The following is a 20,141-nucleotide window of genomic DNA, read 5'->3' on the forward strand; positions in this document are numbered from 1 at the left end:
GCCCAGGTCAGGAGGGAATGTACGACAGTTCCTGCGGGGCTGACGGGGTCGGGGTATCGGTATCCGTCTTCGACGTCGGTAAAGAATCGCGAAACGCCGTAGCACTCAATGAGACGAGTTGCCCACTGTACATATCGAGCGCTTTCCCCACAGTCCCCGCTATCAAGTTGGCTTTCTGAATGGCAGAGGCGACCATAAAAAACACCACTTCGCCCTCAACTTCACGGTATTCGTCCGGAGAAATAACCGCCTGCTTAAATGCCGTTTCAAGCGGCACAGGACGCCATACGCCGTTATCATTGAAAATTACTGTCGTCAGTCGTTGAATGTCGTCAACGAGGGTCGGTTCATCCGCCGGAACGCCCCCAGTATCCTGCCGCGCCTTGAGAATATTACGCAGCATCATCGCGGCCACACGCGGCGCGCCCGTCGCCCCCACCGAGGTGAAGAAGTTATGGAACATATTCCCCAGCATCACGCAGTTTTCCTGCACCACTTCATACGGGAACGGCACAACGTGCAGGTAGACCAGCGATCCGTCGTCGCGCGTGATCGTGCTGACGAAATTCAGTTTTTTATCAATTTTCATACCCATCAATCCCACATCTTGTCGTTGGTGGTGAGGTAACCGGAAATTGTCGCAACAAAGCCGGCATCCGTACCGTTGAGGGTGATTTCGTTAAAATTCACCAGGTAGCAGTTCAGAATGGTGTAGTTGCCGAAAGTGGTCGCATCCGGTGTAACTACCACCTCCCCCAATGCGGTATCAGAGGCAAATTGCCGCTGATAACTGGCAGCCAGCCCCTGCGTTTTCAGCAGATGCACCGTCAAGGTCACTTGCTGATAGGGTGCCTGGCTGCCGACAGTACCCGTCATCGTGGGGATAATGTCAGTGGCGGGAGAATCTGGCCGCATGCTGATCCCCTCTTTGCCCAGGAATGATGCTGTAATGTTTAGCGCCGGGTTGTCGGTAATGCTGACCGCGCCACGGACGCGGTTAAGGAATCCCTGCGGAACTAATGGATTTGGCATTTATTACGCCCCCACAAAATTGGTTACGTTTAAGTTGAAGGTGATGGACTCAAAACCACGTTTCGGCGTGACAACCGCACTCAGGCCGCTATATTTTCCATCGGCATAATCGGACGGATTCAGGCTGGTGTAGTTGGCGAACGGTACGGCGTTGATCACCGCGCTGCCGGCATAGGTCCCTTTTTCGTACTGCTCGTTGAAGGCATCCTGGCTAAGTTGCGTGTCGATCACCTGACCGAGGATTAGCCCGTAACTGATACCGGAACGAAGCGTTTTCAGTGCCCTGCGTTGCAAGCGACCGATACCTTGAGGCTCGTAATAGAGCGGGTTAACGGTAGTGTTTGAGCCGTTGATGACCTCATTCGCCAGATCCATCTCCAGGTTGATGGCACACCAGGCCACCGAGTACCAGTAGTTGAACGGCATACCGTCCAGCATATGCCCGGCGACCAGCATTTTGTTGCTTAGCCCCCCTTCGGCCGCCGTGCCGATGTAGTTGATATTGTTGTCCTGCAGGGCTTTTAGCAACTTGCCATTCCCAGCAGGCGGATACTCGGTGACGCCATACATGAAGCGGAACGCCATCGGCGGCACCATGTTCGACGAGCTTGGATCGTTGGCCAGCGACGACTGGAACGGTGCCGCCATAGAAAACTCGGTCGCGCCAATCCCCGGAGCCTCAACACCGGCAAAAACATTCGGGTATTTCCCCGACACCCACGTTTCATAGGTGGCAATGGTGGTGGTGACAAAAAACTTCACCAGCGATCCCGGCGACGTGTAGTTGTTCGCCAGCGTCTTGAATGTGGCCTCTTCGTCCCATTCGCGGGGAACCAGATAGGAGAAGAATTTTTGATAGGTGTTACCCAGCGAAATATCTTCGTCGATAAATTTGCTTAACGCCTTAATCGCGTCTGCTGCGCTCAGCTCGCCTAACTCCAGTACATAAACCGCACGGTTGGTCCCCTGCGCCCAGTAGGTGGTATTCATCTGCTGAATTTCGCCGGATGCCACAGACGCCACGGTACCCATCGTTGTTGCGGTACCCGGATCGGCGCTCAACGCATAGGTAAACGCTTTGTCACCAGTCACCGTTGCCGTATGTGCGCCGTTGTACTCCACAGGCACCACACCGGAAATCACCACCGGCACTTTGTCTCCGTTGGCCCAGCCATGCGCTTCGGATAGCGTCACAGTGACGGTATTCGTCGCCCAGGCGATCGCCGTGATCGTTTTCGCCGGCGCGACAATCGTTTTCAGGTCGTCTTTTGACGTCAACAGCTCGTAACTGCCCGGCGCTAACGTCGCCCCCCCGACAGAGACCAGCGCACCGGATTTCAGTAACTGGCTCGGTTTCGGTGGGTTGGTGACCGAAACATTAATATTCACTATGGCCATTTAACTATTTCTCCACATAAATGGACGGGATGGCAGACGTGATCAACTGGCGGGCGACATTTCTCATCCGCTGCTGATAGTAATTGACGCGAAATTTAATCTTCTTCCGCATGGCGATGATGTTGAGCTCGTTTTGCGTCACGCGCTCATCCTGCACCACGGGAATATTCATTACGCCCATCTCGGCATCATCGCTGAGCGTGTATTGCTGGACGTAGCGGAGAAAATCCTCTACGGATGCATTGCGCAGGCCGGTTACCGAGATCGTCACATCCTCGGAAACCAACTGGTACTGGTTGGATTTTTCATCCAGGTAAAAAGCGCCGGCGACCGGTACCGGGTCGCTGCATTTCACCGTGGCATACGGCGGGGCCAGGTTCTGCAATGACAGCATGGCCGGAAACATCGGCATGTACTGGTTCAATGACAACCAGATCGGCAGCGAACTTGAGACCACCAGATCCGCCAGATCGATATCGTCCGGCGAGTTGATGATCTGCGACATCATGTGCGGGTAAATGGCGTGCCCGGTGTAGTGGTAAATATTGGCGGGTTCGTTCAACCCAGAACGGCGAGAAAACGCAAACCGGATACCGTAGAATTCGCCGATGTAGAGCACCTCGGAGCCAATATCATTAAAGGGATCGATATCAGCCTGCGCGGTAAACGTCACCACGTTTTTGTCGTAGAGTTGCTCCTCATCCTGAATACTTTCCGTCGTCAGGTGCAGGTAGCCTTTTACATCCTTGGTATCCGGCTCACTGCCCGGATCATCAGCAATAATCGACGCCTTTACCCAAAACACGAAGCCATCCAGCGGAAGTACTTTCCTGATGTACTTCGTGAAGGTGACCACCTGAAAACGGCTAAGGTCGTCAAGCCCCTGCGTCAGTATGGCGTTAAGTTCGGTTTTCGCATTCTGCTGCAGTTCACTCAGGGAAGGCATTTAACACCCCACTTACCCAGGCGCGCATAGCTGCCTGATAATTTCCTGTATCGATAAATGATTGTCGCGGATCACCTTTCTTATTTTTGAAACGCTTCGAGATGCCAAGCAGCGCGCGTCGGGTTGGGACGCCCTGCATACCGTTCATCTCGCCGTTATCCAGAAAGGCCACAAACAAGTCGTGGATCCGCGACATGGATTCTGCAAGCGGGTCCCTTGATGGTGGTGCACCAGCCAACATATTTTCAAGATTTGCGGCGAGGTCCTTACTCATCAGGTCGGCAATGTCATTGCCATACCTATCGAAGAAGGTCTGCATAATCTGGTATTTTCCCTCCAGATATTCAGCAACGTCGCCAGTTGTGGTGTTCTCATCCCCGTAAGGAATATCGATAACACCCAGATGGAAGGTGATCATGACAACCCCCACAGGCTGCCAAACTGCTGGGCAATCATCAGGTAGCGGCGTCCCCAAGGGTCCTGAAGCATCTGAAGGTCAGCAAGTGACAAATCTTTGAAGAAGTCAGGAACCAGACGCTGCGCACTGGTTGCGTTGTCCCCGGCTCCGGTAATCACGCCAGCATTGAAATCATTCAACCCATGTTCTTTCCTGAAATCAGTAAACACCGACTCAGTGCCGTAATTGATCAGGAACGACGCCCCGAGGTTGTAAACAGCCACGGTATAGAGATTCGGCATGACGCACGCGATTTCCTGGTTAACCCATTCGATCGCGCCGCCATAAGCCAGGGAAAATGATGGAGAGTCGTCAGGAACCTGGACAACGGTTACCTTCATGTCAGTTCGAATGAATTCAATAAATCCCGACAGGCTCGTTGTCATTTTTTCTTGCTCCCGGATTTTTCAGTCACGATGGTTTCGTTAACCACGTCGGCCTCTTCGTTGTCATCGCGGCCTTTTGCCTGCTCTGCGCTGACTTCCATTTCGCCGGAATAGCCGGTACCACTTTCGCGCAACGAGCTATCAAGCGCAGCCACGGACGCCTGGCGACGGTTGTGCGCGCCACGTGTCAGATGAATGTCGTTATCGCGGATAGTCTTTTCGATGACCGATGCTGAAACGGGCTTATTGATGCTGTAGCAAAGGCCGACAAACACCTGGCTCTGGTCGATTTTCGTCGAGTCGATCAGTCCATACACCTGGTGATGCTGAATGACTGATTCCACTTCATCCGTGGAACCGTCGAGCACCATCATCTGGTCTCCGTGGTTAATCGGGATCTGGACAAGTCGACCGGTCTCAAGCTTGCGGTAAGCAAAGATTTGGCGTTGTTTGGTAGTGTTAGCGATAAAAAGTTTCATTGGTTCCCCTCGTAAAAAAGCCCCTGCTGAGTTACCCCGGCAGAGGCTTAACTACTTCAAGAATGGGTCAGGCGCTGTACGCCATCGACAGGATGGTGATGGCTTCTGGACGGACAGCCCACCCAGCGGTTGAGCGCATTTCGGACAGAACATCAATCGCGCCACCAGCAATCGGTGTCGGAATTTCACGCGGCGCGGCCATGTCGCAGAACATCAGGGCGTTCGCAGCAAGAGACGGGGTCAACTTGGCGAATTCGTTGGTGTTAACGGTCGAGTTAACCATTGGTACCTCAACCTCCGGGATGGTGATTACCACCGCATCAGTGCCGCCCGCACCAGCGCCGATTAAGGTATCGTCATACACCCAGTCAACCTGGATGTTTGCCCCTTTCAGCACTTCTTTTACCGTGTTACCCACGGTATCAGTACCGCCGCCAGGGCGCTGGTAAGAAGTCAACTGCACGATCTGCTGAATCTCCATTGCGCCGAGAATACGCTGAGGACCAAGGATAACGACACGCTGCTGGCGACCCAACTGCATGGTACGGGTCATAGCGGCTTGAACGTGGCCCAGCAGATACACAGCCATCTGGCCGTGATCATAAGTCAGCACAGTGGTGTTGTTGTTGCTGTCCGGCGGCAGAGACTCGGTGGTCGCACCCGCAGTATTCAGTAGGCCCTCACCACCCGCAGGGTTCATACCGTACAGCAGCGCAGAGCGGAGCTGCTGGAAGATGCCTTGGCGCATACCGAGACGCTGGGCCTCCGGCAGAGCAAAGTTCCAGTTACCGGCCGCTGCCATGTCGTGGTGATCGTAGATACCACGGCAGCGGAACAGATAAGTTGGGGTGGAAATCATCTTCGCATCCAGCGCCACGCTTGGAAGCTGGTTGCCGTTTCCAGACTGGCTGGAGGTGGATTGGGTGCGGATATCCAGTCGGCGCATGTAGACGTACTGGTCGCCAACGCCGAGGCGCACTTGCGGGTTACCGCTGGCAATGGTTTCAAACGCACCTGATGCCTGCTGGTAACCGAGGATCATCTCCGGCGCAATATACGACGGATTGACGATGGTGTAGCTGGGGGTAATTGCAGCCATTTAATTCAGCTCCCGATTAAAGTAAGACCAGCGCGCAGCTGTCGGTGTTGTTCCAGGTCAGGAAACCCGTCGTGCTGTCATAGCTGACAGTCTTTGAGTTTCCTGATTCGATGGCGATCACTTTTACCGGCAGCGTGATGTCGGAAAGTGTTACTGCACCAATAGTGCCTTGCGTGGTAGCCGCGCCGCCCGGTGCTGTTGCCGGGGCATAGGTGAAGGTGGTTGAGTTCGTAACGGACAGCACAACAACGGTGCCGTTATACGCTGCCGGCACAACGTCGTTAATTTTCACGTACTGGCCAGCGGTCAGTCCATGAGCAGAGGCGGTAGTCGCCGTGGCCACACCAGATGCGTACACCACAGCTGTAGTCGCAATATCATTGCCAGCAAAACCTGCAGCTGCTGCGGTGGTGACCTGGTTGTTCACAAAGTCCCAGGCCAAAGCCGTTTTCACAGATGCGCCACTGGTGCCCAGCGCAACAACCTGCGCAGAAGCTTTCAGCGGAACGCGCATGTTTGAGCCGAGGCGATAGTACGAAACACTCATACCGGATGCGTACAGTGGCACCGGTGACTGTGGTGTGGTCAGACCGTTGTGCGCCTGGTTGAATACGGTGAAGCCTTCCAACTCAGCGACAGACACCGCATGGCGGATGTATGAACCGCGCGGACTAGACTGCGTGCCTGACAGAAGTTCAGCCACCGGCAGACCGCCCCACAGAGGTTTAGTTTCCGTTGCCGCCACGGTACCCGCAGCCAGATTAAAGCGGTTGGCCGGATCATCCAGAGCCACACCCTGGATATAACCGTCGGACTGCACACCGAAGGAACCCAGCGCATTCGTGGTTGCCATCGGATTAAGAGATAAATTAGCCATGCTTTATAACTCCCATTAAGCCTGGTTGTTGAAACTAGTGACCTGACGTTTACCTGATTGGAACGGTGCCCAGGTGGCAGCAGGATCGCCTTCGAAGGTGCTAATCTGGCGGCCTGTTGCATCAGCGCGTTTAATTTCACGCAACATGCCAGGGCCGACAGACAAGCTTGCCGATTTTTGCGCGTCGGCATAAATCTGCTTTTCAGCAAATCCAAGCAACGCAGAATCAGCGATTGATGACAGGTCGACGGTCTTAAAGTCCGGCGAGTGTTCTTGCAACTGGATCATCAGACGGCGACGGTATGCCAGCGGCTTTTCGCCAGACAGCGGGACCGGAGCGCGTTTGCCAAAGCTGGAGAACACACTGTCAGCCTTCACCTGCGCGTCAGCAACTTCGTTGCGTTCTTCATCACTCAACTCGGTTGGGATGCGTGTTTTAAGGTCGGCAATCTGCTGACGGAGTTCAGAGTCTGCTTTTTCTTTCGCTGCCTTTTCTTCTGCTGCTTCGGCATCAGCCTTTTCTTTAGCCTCAGCATCGGCCTTTTCCTTCGCGGCTTTCTCTTCCGCATCAGCTTTGGCCTTCGCTTCATCAGCTTCTTTCGTTTCAGCATCAGCCTTTTCTTTCTTCGCCGCCTCTTCGGCATCCGCTTTTTCCTTGGACTCTTTCGCCTCAGAATCAGCTTTTGCCATGCGGGCATCGATCGCTTTATTGATAAGCGCTACGATTTTTTCCTCGTCCATCTTTTCAGCCTCATTTGGAATGGAATCAGATTTAACACCGGTAGGGGCAAGGAGTTTGTCCCATACGCCCTGTTCACAAATTGCAACGTGGTCGAGCAGCTCGGGGGATGGCTCCACCAGCAGAGACTGACCGTCGACAATGATTGATTTAGGTGCCTCAACAAACTTCACGGTTGGGGAAGTGCTTAATTGCCTGGTCGCCATAATTTCGGCGGCCTCAGCGTCGTATACGCGCGCAATAGCCCACACCTCGCCATTATCAGCAACCCAACTGTTGGTCAGGGTGCCGATAACGCGTTTTGCGAACTCATCACTATCAAGCGTATTTTTCTCCGGGTGCAGCCAGATTAAAGGCAACCCGGCAACTCTCTGGAGAAATTCAGGAGTGAGATAGTCATCCGGGTTACGGAAGGCCATCTGTTGATCTGCAGAGCGCCAGGTAACCCCCGTTCCGGTCACCCGGATGGCGAACATCCACATGTTGATAAAGTATTGCGGGCTGCTTAATGTCCCATCAGCGATGAGCGCGGCCACTTCGGTTTCATTGAGCGCCTGCTGCGCCAGCATCTCAGCAAAAGGCTGATGAAGCGGCTTAGGCAGATCGTCAATATGGAACCACCCGGCGGCCAGCGATTCGTCGTTAAGCTTCGCTTCAAACTGCTCCGGCACCTCAGCGCGAAATGTCAGGTAATCACCGTAGACGCTGTGCGGAGTCAGCAGGCCATCGTACTGATACCCCACTTCCTCCAGCACTTCGCGGCGCGCAGCATCAATAGCGAGCTCTCCCGGCTCAACCGAGCCGCCAGGTTGACACCACGTTCCATCATCAGAGCGCTGGATCAGGAAGACGAACTTACCCTGACGGAACATTATCCCGCTGCCAAAAATAGCCACGTTTTAATGCCCCTATGCTGCTTTCAATGACTCCATGAACTTGTGACCCTTCTGGGTCAACATGTATTCAGGAATACTGCGGATGTTGTAGATGTAGGTCACATAGCACTGGCAGAAAACCTCTTCACCAGGCTGAGTGATTTCATCGAGATACCCCGCAGGGCCAACTTTCACATACCCGTTTTTTTGCGCCCAGTTCCCGCGGATCAGGTAGTACAACTGATCGCGCTCCTTGTGGTCTTCGCGGAAGTCATAACCGGGCCTGCGCCAGTGGCTGTGCCAAATCGCCGCAATCGCGTTATTACTCGTTGCGATCACATTATCAATATTGGCTATCAGTTTGCGGTTCTGGTCGATCATCACACGGCGCGCTTCATAGTCGACCTTCTCGGCAGCCTTCTGAATATGATCAGCTGTTGCCCGCATCGTCCCCTGAATGCCAGACAGCGCGATACTATCGGCAGAAGGTATGCTGCTGGCCCAGCCGCTAAAACGCGACAACGTTGTGTCGATAGCTTTTTTGCGGTTGAGCTGGATAAGGTCGGCGCTGGACAGGATCCGCCTGTCGAGTTCAGTCCTCAGTTTTGGCTCAAGATAGTTGAGCGTAAAGCGGGATATGCCCTGGTGACGCTTCAGTGCGCCAGCGCGACCAACCTGCAGATCGTACGATTTAGTCAGGTTGCGGGAAACCATCGCCATGTAGTCGTTAGCGGTTTCGCTCTCTGCCGCCTGCCGGATGATGCTCTGCCAGCGCTCCAGCTCTTCGCGAGACGTGTAGCCATTACGAAGAAAGAACCTCACCGCGTCTCTCACGGTTCGCGTGAACGTGTTCATAGCATCATCCCACCACCCGGCCCTTCAGCCTTTGGAGGGTCTGGTGGCGGATTTTCAAGGAGAGAGTCGTAATCGAGGTTAAGCCGTTGAGGGAACAGATTCTCGTTGGCGTTGGCGTTTTCACACGCCCATTCGATCAGCGTTGCGCGGTTCTCCGGGTCTGCCGTGAGTTGCGGCAACACCACCTCCAGCATGCTGACGATGGCCTTAAACCGCGTTTCGTCTACCTTCACCTTCTCGCTCTCCGGCTCCTTGAGGGAGGACGGCCAGCGGTATTCGAAGTTATTTATCCACGTAGAGAAATACAGGCTGTAGGTGTTTTTCAGTTCCGGGAAGTCGGCGCGCAGTGACTGGAAAAACTCAATGCTCCACGCCCGGTACTGGCATACACGAACAAAGAACGCATAAAGCTGATCAAGCCATTCGCGGATGTTGTCGATGTACACGGCAACTGACCGAGCATCCTCTGTACCCTCACCAAACCCCTGAGCAAACGTCTCTGAGTTCAGGATGATTGCTGGCATGTCAGCGGCGGCTGCCACGTTCTCCAGAATATGCTTACGGGCAGAGTCGAGCGGTTTCTCCAGATTGCTCAGGTCGATTGACTCGATATTGTCACTCTCGCCGATCTGCAGGACCTCTCCTGTTTTCCCGCGCTTCAACATCATTCGCTTAATGCCGCTGAGCTTCTGCATCATGTTGTTGACGACAGAGCTTGGCCCCTTGATTTTCGTCACCAAGAGACCGCCTTTCACTGCCACCATGTCGTCGGTACGCATGGTCTGAATGAAGGATTTCAGCGGGTACAGGGCACGCTGATAAACGCTGCGCCCAGAGAAGCCGAACGCTGCAGGATTGTATGCCAGATAAATCGGGTCTTCGTTCTGCACGACGACGCAGCGCGATTTGTGGTATGGCTTTCCTGCAACCCGGATGCCATCGACTTTCTGAAAGTCCTGAGCATTCGGATCCTGATTTAATACGATGCTGCCCGCGGTATTCAGCGGGTCGAGGATATTAAAGCTGACGTTGTGCTTGTACAGCGTGCGGTAATCCAGCGATTCATTCGGAGCCTGGTTATCCACCAGCATTGCCACCGCCGACACACCGTAAATTCGAGCAATACGGGCAGCATTGGCAATGTGCTGGTTAGCCCCCATAGCTTTCCATTCGCGCTCAAACGCATCACGCAGGCGCTGCTCAAGGCCATAAGACTGAGCAACATGCACGGTGCGCGGCTCGTTCATCGCCATCTTAATGGGGCGATCCACCATCTTGCCGCCCAGCGGGTGGTAAAGGTAAACCGTTTTGCAGGTCTGATAGCCCGCCGTTGATCCTGGCTGAATATCATCGCTGTCCAGCAATGCCATCAACTCTGATTGTGAGCAGCTGCCGATTTCGAAATCGTCTTCGTTCATTGGTTGTCTCGTCAGATTGCATCGCCACTACCGAATGCGATGATCAGCCCGTAGGTATAATCATCGAGCAAGTCATCGGCGCGCTTGTGCGCTTTCTTATCGGCAAGGTGAAATCGGGAAACCTGCTTATGCAGATGGTTAGCTGTTTCGCCTTTGAAGACGGCCGTCTTCTCGTAGGCGTACCGGGATATTTTTGCCAGCCCGCGGTAGTGATAACCGGAGGCCATAATGGCACGCTCGTCCTTACCTTTGCTGGTAAGGGCTGATTCAATTTTGTTGACCGGCCATCCCAGGCTCTCGCCTTTTTGTAGCAGGATGCTGCCCATGCTGGCGTCTTCGATAAAAACACCCAAGCTTCCGTTTACGGCCACGCACAGGGTGGTTAACTCGCTCAGTCGTGCGAATACAGACGGCATCCAGGTTTCCAGCAGGGCGCCATCAATCTGCACCACATCCCAGTCGAGAATGGTCAGGCGCTGACGCCCTGGGCGCGTATCAACGGCATAATAAACCACAGCCGTGCCATCGTGCTCAGCGCCACCTTTCACGGCGGTGTCCATTACCGCGAATACGGCCTCGCACATCTCCGGATAATCGACAGGTTGATCCTGATTTTCACCTTCGAACCATTTGCGCACATCGAACAGAGAGGCCGCTGACCAATCGACGAATTCGGCCAGAAACTCCTGGCGAAAAACTCTGGGATCGTTGTTCTCTCGCTCCTTATCCAGTTCTTCCGGCGGAACGAAAGGATTGGAGGATGTCGGCGCATGGTGTTCAACAAAGCCCAGGCTTTTGTTATTACAGATAGCGTAAAAAAAGTTTTCTTCGTCCACGCCGTCCGGTGTTGAAAATATGTAGGCGCGGCCCTTGGTCGTCAGCAACGTTGGCTTTATCGACTTAGGCCAGATCTCTTTCAGCATCTCTGGCGACTTGGTAAATGCCGCCTCATCTATCAGGATGATTTCGTACTCACGACCACGCCCGGCCAATTTGTTGTCATTGGTGACCCAAAAATCTATCTTGCCGCCGTTCTTCAGCAGTAGACGCTTTTCTTGGCGGCTGAATGACTTCTTCAACGGGAGAAGCGTTTCTTCGAGCTTGTCGTAGATTTCCTGATACTGGCGATACTCAGCAGTGAAGATCCCTACCCGCCCGCCAAGCTCAATGTCCATGCCCGGGCGCTTAAACTGCGCTGTGGCGTAGGTCACCGCCGCGCTGGTAAGCATGAAGGTTTTACCCCAGCGGCGACCGCATCGGACAGCGTGCAACTGGTCATCCCATGAATCGGACCAAACCTTTAACTGTCCGTCATGAAGTGTCGGAAGGTAAATGTCAGCCATATCATCTTCCAGGTATCGGCAGCGCGTTATGCACGACAATCGCATTATCGCGGTCGCCGTCTTTCATAATGTCGATTTCCATTTCCACTTTTTCAGTAGCCGCCGCTCGATACGCCGTATCGACCTGCATTTTAGAAATAGACCCCTTGGTGCCCTCTATCGATTCAATTCGAACGGTATTACGCATCATGGCCTTGTCCGCCGAGCTGATTTTTTCCAGCAACCCTTTTACTTCGTCGGGTTCGGCGTCTTCCAACTGGGTTTTCCAGCGCCCGATATTTTCCGAGGCGACCAGGTTACTGGCGCGTAGGCGAAAGAGTTCGTCGTCGAGCGTCAGCGCCTTGGCATCCTCTATAACTTCATCGCTCAGCAACAAGCGACGAGCGTAGCCACCATGTTTAAGCGCAACCTGATTGCGTGGCTGGAATGCGTTAATGGGTGGGTCGGTACGCGCACCACGTATCGGTTTCGTATTTGCCGATGATGGACTCTCCCCTTCGGCGCCATTTTCGCCGGCGTCAGGATTGGCGGGTGTTGCCTTGGTACGCACCTTTGATTTTTGCGTACCACTTTTGCGTACCTGCGTACCTTTTTGCGTACCAGTTTTTCCACTGCGTACCCAGCCGTATTTCTTGGCGCGCTTTCTTATGGCCCCCTCACTGATGCCGTATATCTCTGCCAAGTCTCGGAGAGAAAGTTGACCGGCACAGTAATCGCGCTCAAGGCCGCTTTCTTCCGGTTGTGACATGGCGTTCTCCATAAAAAAAGCCACCAGCCTCTACCCCACAGCGAGCCGGGTAGATTCGGTGACTTTGCTTTGCGCATTACGCAGCACCTGGATAGATGCTCTGTGATGGACAATAAAAAACCGCCCGGAGGCGGCTTGCTTATTTTTCCTGCATTGCAGCCTCGATGGCGTCTGCAATTTTCGAAATTTTATCGATTGCAAACTCGCTATCGTATTTTACTTTTTGGTAGCCAGTATATGCAGTTGATGTTGATGCAGAGGCTTTCACAATTTCAAGGGCAGCCTTTACTGCCTCGAGGCGATTCTTTTCTTCAGTGGTTTTTATTACATAGTTATCTAACATATCAAACTCCATTTCTTAACCAGCCGAATTAGCTGGTAACCGTATGTAAATGGGGCCTACTCTGAAAAATTCAAGCCTCGTTCCCGCCACTGGTTCAACGTAGCCACCTGGCCGGCGCAGATTGATAAAGCTGTTTGTAATGCCAGCGCGTAGCTCAGAGCATCGCCCCAAGTGTTGCCCTGCAGCGTTGGTTTCTCACATGGGATGAATACGGACTCAGGGGGCAACAGGACGACCTGCTGCGGTGCCGGTGGCAGCGTTTTGCTGCAGGAGGTCAATAACAGCGGCAGGCATAGGACTATTGCCACATTTATCGTTTTTAAGTGCATCGCGTAATTCTCTCTGGTAGCGTTCCCCCAGCTGGCGCAGTTGCTGATTATTCTTTTGTTGTTCTGCCATCAACGTGCGGTTATGGGCGTCCTGTTCCTGCATGGTGGCAATCAGTCCTGACTGCTGCGCCAGCGTCTTCTTCTGTTTCTCAACCTGTTGCCGAGCCTCTTGGTATTTTCCGTGGTAATGATCTGCACTCCAGATCAGTCCACCAGCAAGGCTGAGAACAAACACTGCGACCAGTATCTGATAGCGGTTCATTTGTCTAATCCCCAGCATGCCAGTTCGGCTTCCTGGTCCCGTCGTGCAACCTGACCAAAACAGTTATTCGAGCGGATCCGGCAATCCCGTCCACCGTCAAATATCCAGCGGCGGATCTCTCGGCATGCACCAGGGCGATCACCGGCATTCAGTTTTTTGTAGAACGTCGAAGTAAAGCATTTGCTCGGGCCAATGTTCCATGGGCAGAACGAGGCGATCCCGACCTTCTGCGGCTCGGTCAGCGTCACTTTGACGTTGCGAACCACCCAATCGAGTGCTTTCTTCTGTTCGGCTGCGTCAATACGCTTGCACTGCTCGGCAGTCAGGCGCTGGCCCTTCACGACCTTTTGGCCGTTGACCATTGTCACGCCGCCACAGAGTGTCCAGATGCCGACACCATCCTGATACGCCGTTAGCCGCTGTCCTTCCTTCTCATCCTGAAACTGCGCCATCATCACTGGGGCAGATGCGCCAGCAGCGATTAACGCCAGCATCGCAGAACTGAGTTTCGTTTTTATCGAAGCCACTACTCGCCCCCTATCAGGTCTACATCCTGAGCGCTGATGTTCTTGGTAGAGCGGTCAATCAGGTACATTTTGAGTAGTTTCTCTCGCCGGCATCTAAACCAGATACCGACGACACACCCGACAACGGAGGAGAGAATGCCGACAATGATGCCGATCACCATCCACTCACTGGGGGAGAAGTAATTAATGGCCCCGAGCAACAGGCCTACCAGCCAGCCGCCATGCGTGGCGTTATCTGCAATTTTTTCCGGCATGGTTCTCATACCTCCCCCTTCCGGGGATTAGTCCCGGTACCGGGTGATAGAAACGAAAAAAGCCGAGCATTAGCTCAGCTTCTGAATTATTTGCCTGTTAATTTTCCACCTCAGACGGTAGTGGTATCCTCTGCCCTCATCAATAAGGAGGTTCACTGTGAGCGCTATATACAATTTGTGGCACATCATCAAGGCAAGAGTCTGTGATAATCGTAATTTGAACCATTCCGCATATTACTCTGGTAGCCAGCAAGATAACTGCATTAAAAATCGTTCCGCTCAGTTACTAATTCTCGAAATAACACTTCATGAACACCGCAAAAAATTTGCAACTATCTTCGAACCACTGAGTGGCAAGACAGCACTGCATCATCTGATTTTTACAAAGACCAACTGGAAGCTAGCAGAAATACGAAGTTTATCCCTCACTGATAGTCTGCTTGTTATCCAAGCCGAAATGCGCGTCGAAAAATTACCCGCAGAGGTACAAAAATTTATCGATTCACTTGAGCTACCAGAGGTTGCTTTTAACTTTGAGGAGCTTTTAGAGCAGGATTGGGATCCCAAGGAAAACTCAATCGTCCTGGCGTCAATGAATTAGCATAATGTTCCAAAGCTAAATCTACCTCAGAGAGCTGCTTTACTAGATCGGCTCTCTGTCCATTTAACTGGTTGTAATGCGCCACATACAGCCTCTGCTGATTTAACCAGTCCTCAAGCTGTTCGCTACTTAAGTCCGGATTGAAAAAGTATGGTTCGTTCTTGTCCATCGAGGGCTCCTTGCAAACAAAAGGCCACACTTACTCATGGCCTTTATATTATAAATAAAACGCCGATAATTATTTTTCAAATAAAAAACTATCTTGATAATCAACTAGCTTTATCACACGAATCTCAGACTGTTCGAAATCAAGCTCCACCCGTTGCGATGGTTCGAATTTTTCAGAATTATTAGCAAGCTTAGGATTGGTGTTCTGATACATCTTGAATTTAGTGCCAGAGATGTGTTCTAAAGATGGATGAACTCTCAAGTCGGGAACAAAAAATATCGTTTCCTCACCAGACACTCTTGGAGTGATGTCAAAGACCTCACCCTCAAGTGATTTATAAAGGCAATGTGCCTCACCCTCAATCATGGTGGGGCTTTCCCATATCATCCAGCCTAAAACCGGCTCTCCCCCTCCATTATCCCTGATCATTCTGGCCACATTGTAATAGCACTCACCAGCTAAGGGGGCAAAAGATTCCGGCAATGTTAATTTAAAATAACCACCTGAAATAGATGCTGTTGGGAAGATTTTTTTTAAAAGCCTGGATACATTTGCACTCATAATAGTAGGTGTTGTTGGTTCATAAAGGTGAAACAAACCATCAAACCCGTTTAACATATGCATACGCGATTACCTATTAATTTCAGGAGTTAATAGAATACATATGTACATAGGCTAAAATCGATAAATTTTTACAAAATCCTATAAAGCTCACCATAAAAAAACCCACTCGATGGCGGGTTTCTTTTTGATTTGTCGCTGCGGGTACTACTTCGCGAAGCTTAACCTAATCTAACCATTTTCCGCGCAAAGTCAACGGTAAAATCTTTCAACGTTTGAATTGAACGCATCACTCATCGGCAGGTAAAGCATAAACTCGGCAGTTTTCAACCAAACGGCGATCCGGGTTTCGCAGGTGCGCAGGCTCCAATCAGGGCGAATATCATGCAAATCTGCCGCCATACTCTTTTTGCTTTTTCCTTTCCCGATATAGCGTTCATGGATGACAAATTTCAGGCCAGGGTGCGACAGCAGAACGGTACCGATCACCTGGTCAATGGTCCCCGCCTCTTGATCAGTACAGAACGCCAGGCTACTTTTTTGTTTCCCCTCGAGGATATCCAAAAGATAACGCTGCAGTTCCTCTTTGCTACACCCGGTCTTTTTTAATTGCCGCAACGCTTGGGTTATCGCTGCTTTCGTCACTTTCTCACAGGCCAATAAACGGTTAAACATACTGCCGGCGCTGCCGTACTTTGCCATGCCCGACCAGCGGCCCCACATTTTCAACTTACCCTCTATCCAAACTTGCTCCAGCGCACGCAAGTGCAGCTCTTTGCCGTCGCCCTTACCAATATTCTCAGGATAAATCATAACTTGCCCTCACTTCTTAAAATAACTTGCGTGCGAAATACGCCCTCGGCGTGGTAAAGACGCAGGGTTTCACGGTTATATTCGGTTTTTGTACGGGAATCGATGGCGTCATGGCAGCAGCTGCAAGACCAGGCACCCTGCTCATCGTTAGGTTTCATGCCGCCACCGCAAGTGCCAGCCAGGCGGTAATGCGCCAGGACGGTGGTTTCTGGGTTGAAATTACAGATGCCTGGTATCCGGATCTGGCAGTCGCGGCCTTTGGCCTCTTTTGTCAACTTGCTCATGAGGTGTACCCCATAAGTTGGGCAGCAGCATTTTCTGCAGATTGCTGATCAGGGAAGGTGCGGAACAGGATGTAATTCCAGAGCACGTCGAGCACTGCCTTGTAGAATTCGCCAAACTCGATATCGTCCATTTTTGCGAACGAGATCGACTTGGGTTCTCTACGTGTGGTGCCGTCAGGCATGAGGTACTCGGTATAGAAGCCGGCCTGTATAGTTACCCAACCGCGGAACGCTTCGAATGATTTTGCGGCGCTGATATTTCCTGCGCGCTTCTCAGCGACATCAGCCAGATATTCATCGGCAGCAGCCTGCAGTGCTTCTGCACCACCAGCGTAATACGTGAGGAATTTGACGTAGCCATTCACCAGTGCTTTATCTGCGGGTGATATGGCACCGCCGCTAGGCTGCCAGTAGTCGAAACCAAGGTTCAGCAGCGAGAACAGCTTGCGGTGAAATGCCGGATTACGGGCCTGTTTGAAATCGGCGTATAGAACAGAGCCGAACTTTTTGGAACGCAGAAAATCCCTGGCATCCCGTGTCGCGGGTACCAGCAGGTCACCTGCTGTTTTGATGTAAGAATACTGCGCCATTGGGTTCTCTCCGGTGGCGCAGCAGTTGCTCAGAATTTGAATGGGCTGGGTGTTCAGTCCAGCTCATTAATTATAGCGCGTTTCCATCGGGTCTTACAATCGAATACCCGGCGGATTTTGCCAAATCTATCAACGAGTTAAATGATGCTATGTGCTCGTTTTCTTTAACGATGCGAGTGCCAGCTATGACGCCGTTATCGCAAGTAATTACAATTCGTCCGGTGCTGGGAAGTGATTTAAGTAAATCTTTAATATCAATCAATTAACTGTCTCTTTATTGTGTGCTGCGAGTTTATTAAACCAAAGCACTGTACAAATAAACAGTGACTGGTTTTGTGTCACGCCTCAAACAAAAAAACCGCTAAGTGGCGAGGTTTTTTAGTCAGCATCGAATCCCGTCAAATCTTTGATTTTTTTCTTAGCAAAACCTGTGGCCAAGCTTTTCGCAATACCAATCAATGACTGGATGCTGGCCACATCTTTGAATTCCGTTTTCACCGTTTCCCAAACCTCCTTTTGTCTAAGGTTGGTAATGAATTCATGACCCGAAGTCGTTAACCGAAGTGGCATTGCACCCCATGAATACCCATCGTCCGCTCGAGCGTATAAACCAAATCCACTACCACCGTCAGCCCGAGCAATCATACCCTGCTCGTAAAGAAGCCGAATGTGGAAAATAAATTCATCTGTGTTGTAATCAAATCCTTGATCTGCAAGTTCATTAATATCGGTTTCTGGGCCGGGGTTATCCTCAAAAGCCAACAGCAAATTTTTGATATATTCTTGGTTTATTCTCATGCTATTTCCTCTGTGTATTTTTTTCTTTGACTCCACTTAAATTTAGCACTTAATTTTTAATCTGATTGCGGGATATAACCTATTTTTAAATGAATTCAACAGGTTAATTTATTGAGGCTTTTTTTAAGTTATATCCCAAAACAGCAATTTTTGAGAAACCCACACTCAGTTATGCCACCATCATACTAGCAACACTGCAGATGCAAAAAAGGGAGCCTAAGCTCCCTTACCTAAAATTATCGACATATCAGCCTTGCCGGTACTTATCGCGCGGAACATAGAAGTGGAACAAACCGCCATCTTTCTTGAAGATACGTTTCCCGTTCTTCGTAATGAATGGGGTGAAAACTTCCACCATGTCGTCTTGTGGTGCTTCATTTAGGTTGTTAGTCATCGTCTGATACCTGTTCATTTGACAAGCTACCTTTACAACCCTGAGTTCCGCGATTACAATCTCGAGTGTCTAAGTCAAGTAGTAACCTGAACCTCAGGAAATCTAGGGGGTAGCAAATACCCTAGAATTCTTTGTTGTTCGATAAGGGCTAGAGGTATGTTTCATGCTTCTAGCCCTTTAGTTTTCGCCACACTATGGTGGCAGTCTCCATACTCACTCCAAACGCCCTGCTTATCCGTCCTGGGTTGAGTAAATTAGTGCGGTCACCCTCATCCACTAGCATCCAAGCTGCAAATTCATTAGCCTGCCACTCGACATCCTCCATATAACTATGGTTAGAAGGGACTTGAGAATGTGCAAACTGAGGTATTGTATTTGCGTGCAAAAAGAAATGCCCAAGCTCATGCGCTAACGTAAACCTCCCACGTGATTCCCCTTTATGGGCAGAAACGTAAGTGTCGCTACGTACAACTATTCTCTTTTGGCTAGGAATAGTCACAGCGTACTCGCCGGGCATTTCGTCTATATCAACAACTTCCAGAGTCAAAAACTCAAGGTTGTGTAACTTATCTAACACGCCAAGCACATTGACTTGGTTCCCTATTGGTGGAACCAGTGAGCAGCACGCCCGGCGAATTATTGATGCGTTTTCCCTGATAAACTCAGAGGATAGTGGTGTTACTTTATTACCCAAAATCCGCGTTGCTCTCTGCATCGGTTCGTTCCTATCTTATCGTTTCATAGTCATCTCATTTAAGGTCTGAAGCCACTGCAAAGCCTCTTCATCAGGTATTTCTTTGTATTTCCTAGCGAAAGATATAAATAACTCCCGTTGAAGCTCAGGGGTACCATCAAAATCCTCCTTAAAGCTGGGTTGGGATACATCGACCAACCGTGCTAACTCTTCTTCCCCAGAGCAATATGCACTGTAAAGAGAGATGATTTTATACTTTGTACTATCGTTAATGGCTCGCTTTCCTAGTTCAATCGCAGAAAGCTGTGCAATGCTAATATCCAATTCTGCAGCCATGTCTATAAGAATCTGATTACGATCGATCCTTACCTTTCTCAAGAATTTGCCTAACTGTGTAATTTTCATGACATCTCCTCGGTGTTTTTATCAACTCATGACACCCTGAGCATATCAAATCATATTACAGAATCGTTTTCAACACTTTTTGTAGAATGGTTTGCACAACAAAGATAACTGTTCTTTTTTTTATGTAATGCATTGATGCAATATAAGATAAAGAGCACCCTTCAGTTTTGCAAGTGAACAAACTGAGCGTTTTTTGTGGATAAGCTGTGCGAGAAATTACCATCTACAATCACAATCCCATACAGCACAAGGGATTGAGCGAAAATGGCAGATATGTACAACCATAAAAAAACAACCACTACATATAGATTGATTGTTCATTTACCGTACAGCTCGGGCGTTTTGAATCTCTACTTTTTGATTCGACTACAGTGATTGCATTTTCTTCAGTAATAGAAATGCATTCATGAGGGCAAATTTTTATATGTTTCTGGACTAACGCAAAAAGGAACTTGCATGCATTCG

The 20,141-nt window shown here is 50.8% G+C and carries 27 protein-coding genes; 1 reads left to right on the forward strand and 26 read right to left on the reverse strand.

Features of this window, described 5'->3' with window-relative positions:
• Positions 1 to 7: 7 nt before the first annotated feature.
• From OCH02_RS22200 to OCH02_RS22290, 18 genes are all read right to left on the reverse strand, one after another.
• Positions 8 to 595: a hypothetical protein gene (locus OCH02_RS22200; RefSeq protein ID WP_261432992.1), complete on the reverse strand. Its 588-nt coding sequence runs from the start codon at positions 593 to 595 to the stop codon at positions 8 to 10.
• A complete protein-coding gene (locus tag OCH02_RS22205) occupies positions 595 to 1,032 on the reverse strand; it encodes a hypothetical protein (protein ID WP_261432993.1) in 438 nt (145 codons plus the stop codon). The genes OCH02_RS22200 and OCH02_RS22205 overlap by 1 nt, the downstream gene beginning before the upstream one ends.
• 3 nt (positions 1,033 to 1,035) lie before the next feature.
• Positions 1,036 to 2,430 (reverse strand): hypothetical protein, encoded by a 1,395-nt coding sequence (locus OCH02_RS22210; protein WP_261432995.1) that lies wholly within the window; start codon positions 2,428 to 2,430, stop codon positions 1,036 to 1,038.
• A 4-nt stretch (positions 2,431 to 2,434) separates the two neighbouring features.
• On the reverse strand, positions 2,435 to 3,376 hold the full coding sequence (locus OCH02_RS22215) for a hypothetical protein (protein ID WP_261432996.1): 942 nt from the start codon (positions 3,374 to 3,376) through the stop codon (positions 2,435 to 2,437).
• Positions 3,360 to 3,794, reverse strand: coding sequence for a hypothetical protein (locus OCH02_RS22220; protein ID WP_261432997.1), 435 nt, complete (start codon positions 3,792 to 3,794; stop codon positions 3,360 to 3,362). Before OCH02_RS22220 ends, OCH02_RS22215 begins: the two co-directional genes overlap by 17 nt.
• Positions 3,791 to 4,219, reverse strand: coding sequence for a hypothetical protein (locus tag OCH02_RS22225; RefSeq protein WP_261432998.1), 429 nt, complete (start codon positions 4,217 to 4,219; stop codon positions 3,791 to 3,793). Before OCH02_RS22225 ends, OCH02_RS22220 begins: the two co-directional genes overlap by 4 nt.
• Positions 4,216 to 4,698, reverse strand: a complete 483-nt coding sequence (locus tag OCH02_RS22230; RefSeq protein ID WP_261432999.1) for a hypothetical protein — start codon at positions 4,696 to 4,698, stop codon at positions 4,216 to 4,218. Before OCH02_RS22230 ends, OCH02_RS22225 begins: the two co-directional genes overlap by 4 nt.
• A 67-nt stretch (positions 4,699 to 4,765) precedes the next feature.
• Positions 4,766 to 5,797, reverse strand: coding sequence for a DUF2184 domain-containing protein (locus tag OCH02_RS22235; protein ID WP_261433000.1), 1,032 nt, complete (start codon positions 5,795 to 5,797; stop codon positions 4,766 to 4,768).
• A gap of 16 nt (positions 5,798 to 5,813) precedes the next feature.
• Positions 5,814 to 6,674 (reverse strand): hypothetical protein, encoded by an 861-nt coding sequence (locus OCH02_RS22240; protein WP_261433001.1) that lies wholly within the window; start codon positions 6,672 to 6,674, stop codon positions 5,814 to 5,816.
• A gap of 15 nt (positions 6,675 to 6,689) precedes the next feature.
• The gene (locus OCH02_RS22245) at positions 6,690 to 8,309 is read right to left on the reverse strand and encodes an NUDIX domain-containing protein (protein WP_261433002.1); all 1,620 of its coding nucleotides are present in this window, start codon (positions 8,307 to 8,309) and stop codon (positions 6,690 to 6,692) included.
• 12 nt (positions 8,310 to 8,321) lie between these two features.
• On the reverse strand, positions 8,322 to 9,143 hold the full coding sequence (locus OCH02_RS22250; protein ID WP_261433003.1) for a hypothetical protein: 822 nt from the start codon (positions 9,141 to 9,143) through the stop codon (positions 8,322 to 8,324).
• Positions 9,140 to 10,561, reverse strand: coding sequence for a DUF1073 domain-containing protein (locus OCH02_RS22255; RefSeq protein ID WP_261433004.1), 1,422 nt, complete (start codon positions 10,559 to 10,561; stop codon positions 9,140 to 9,142). The genes OCH02_RS22250 and OCH02_RS22255 overlap by 4 nt, the downstream gene beginning before the upstream one ends.
• A gap of 11 nt (positions 10,562 to 10,572) precedes the next feature.
• Positions 10,573 to 11,904: a terminase large subunit domain-containing protein gene (locus OCH02_RS22260; RefSeq protein ID WP_261433005.1), complete on the reverse strand. Its 1,332-nt coding sequence runs from the start codon at positions 11,902 to 11,904 to the stop codon at positions 10,573 to 10,575.
• A gap of 1 nt (position 11,905) precedes the next feature.
• Positions 11,906 to 12,652, reverse strand: a complete 747-nt coding sequence (locus OCH02_RS22265; RefSeq protein ID WP_261433006.1) for a hypothetical protein — start codon at positions 12,650 to 12,652, stop codon at positions 11,906 to 11,908.
• A 139-nt stretch (positions 12,653 to 12,791) separates the two neighbouring features.
• Complete coding sequence (locus tag OCH02_RS22270; RefSeq protein ID WP_261433008.1) at positions 12,792 to 12,995, reverse strand: hypothetical protein; 204 nt, start codon at positions 12,993 to 12,995, stop codon at positions 12,792 to 12,794.
• A 216-nt stretch (positions 12,996 to 13,211) separates the two neighbouring features.
• Positions 13,212 to 13,586, reverse strand: a complete 375-nt coding sequence (locus OCH02_RS22280) for a DUF2570 domain-containing protein (RefSeq protein ID WP_261433011.1) — start codon at positions 13,584 to 13,586, stop codon at positions 13,212 to 13,214.
• Positions 13,583 to 14,113, reverse strand: a complete 531-nt coding sequence (locus OCH02_RS22285) for a lysozyme (protein ID WP_261433012.1) — start codon at positions 14,111 to 14,113, stop codon at positions 13,583 to 13,585. Before OCH02_RS22285 ends, OCH02_RS22280 begins: the two co-directional genes overlap by 4 nt.
• The gene (locus OCH02_RS22290) at positions 14,113 to 14,376 is read right to left on the reverse strand and encodes a phage holin (protein WP_115184506.1); all 264 of its coding nucleotides are present in this window, start codon (positions 14,374 to 14,376) and stop codon (positions 14,113 to 14,115) included. Before OCH02_RS22290 ends, OCH02_RS22285 begins: the two co-directional genes overlap by 1 nt.
• A gap of 148 nt (positions 14,377 to 14,524) precedes the next feature.
• Here OCH02_RS22290 and OCH02_RS22295 point away from each other — a divergent pair, with 148 nt between their 5' ends.
• Positions 14,525 to 14,968, forward strand: coding sequence for a hypothetical protein (locus tag OCH02_RS22295; RefSeq protein WP_261433018.1), 444 nt, complete (start codon positions 14,525 to 14,527; stop codon positions 14,966 to 14,968).
• 238 nt (positions 14,969 to 15,206) lie between these two features.
• Here the strand turns inward: OCH02_RS22295 and OCH02_RS22300 are convergent, their stop codons facing one another.
• The 8 genes from OCH02_RS22300 to OCH02_RS22335 form a co-directional block, all read right to left on the reverse strand.
• Positions 15,207 to 15,761: a hypothetical protein gene (locus tag OCH02_RS22300; protein WP_261433019.1), complete on the reverse strand. Its 555-nt coding sequence runs from the start codon at positions 15,759 to 15,761 to the stop codon at positions 15,207 to 15,209.
• Positions 15,762 to 15,950: 189 nt separating this feature from the next.
• Positions 15,951 to 16,511, reverse strand: a complete 561-nt coding sequence (locus OCH02_RS22305) for a DUF1133 family protein (RefSeq protein ID WP_261433020.1) — start codon at positions 16,509 to 16,511, stop codon at positions 15,951 to 15,953.
• On the reverse strand, positions 16,508 to 16,795 hold the full coding sequence (locus OCH02_RS22310; protein ID WP_261433021.1) for a DUF1364 domain-containing protein: 288 nt from the start codon (positions 16,793 to 16,795) through the stop codon (positions 16,508 to 16,510). Before OCH02_RS22310 ends, OCH02_RS22305 begins: the two co-directional genes overlap by 4 nt.
• Positions 16,792 to 17,385, reverse strand: coding sequence for a DUF1367 family protein (locus tag OCH02_RS22315; RefSeq protein WP_261433025.1), 594 nt, complete (start codon positions 17,383 to 17,385; stop codon positions 16,792 to 16,794). The genes OCH02_RS22310 and OCH02_RS22315 overlap by 4 nt, the downstream gene beginning before the upstream one ends.
• 378 nt (positions 17,386 to 17,763) lie before the next feature.
• Complete coding sequence (locus tag OCH02_RS22320; RefSeq protein WP_261433026.1) at positions 17,764 to 18,183, reverse strand: DUF2513 domain-containing protein; 420 nt, start codon at positions 18,181 to 18,183, stop codon at positions 17,764 to 17,766.
• A gap of 247 nt (positions 18,184 to 18,430) precedes the next feature.
• Complete coding sequence (locus OCH02_RS22325) at positions 18,431 to 18,577, reverse strand: hypothetical protein (protein WP_167470791.1); 147 nt, start codon at positions 18,575 to 18,577, stop codon at positions 18,431 to 18,433.
• Positions 18,578 to 18,746: 169 nt separating this feature from the next.
• Entirely contained in the window at positions 18,747 to 19,292 is a 546-nt protein-coding gene (locus tag OCH02_RS22330) for an ImmA/IrrE family metallo-endopeptidase (protein WP_126501735.1), read from the reverse strand.
• A 15-nt stretch (positions 19,293 to 19,307) separates the two neighbouring features.
• Entirely contained in the window at positions 19,308 to 19,676 is a 369-nt protein-coding gene (locus OCH02_RS22335) for a helix-turn-helix transcriptional regulator (protein WP_126501736.1), read from the reverse strand.
• Positions 19,677 to 20,141: the final 465 nt, after the last annotated feature.

It is taken from the genome of Serratia quinivorans (genome assembly GCF_946227985.1).
In the GTDB taxonomy this organism is placed as follows: Bacteria; Pseudomonadota; Gammaproteobacteria; order Enterobacterales; family Enterobacteriaceae; genus Serratia; species Serratia quinivorans_A.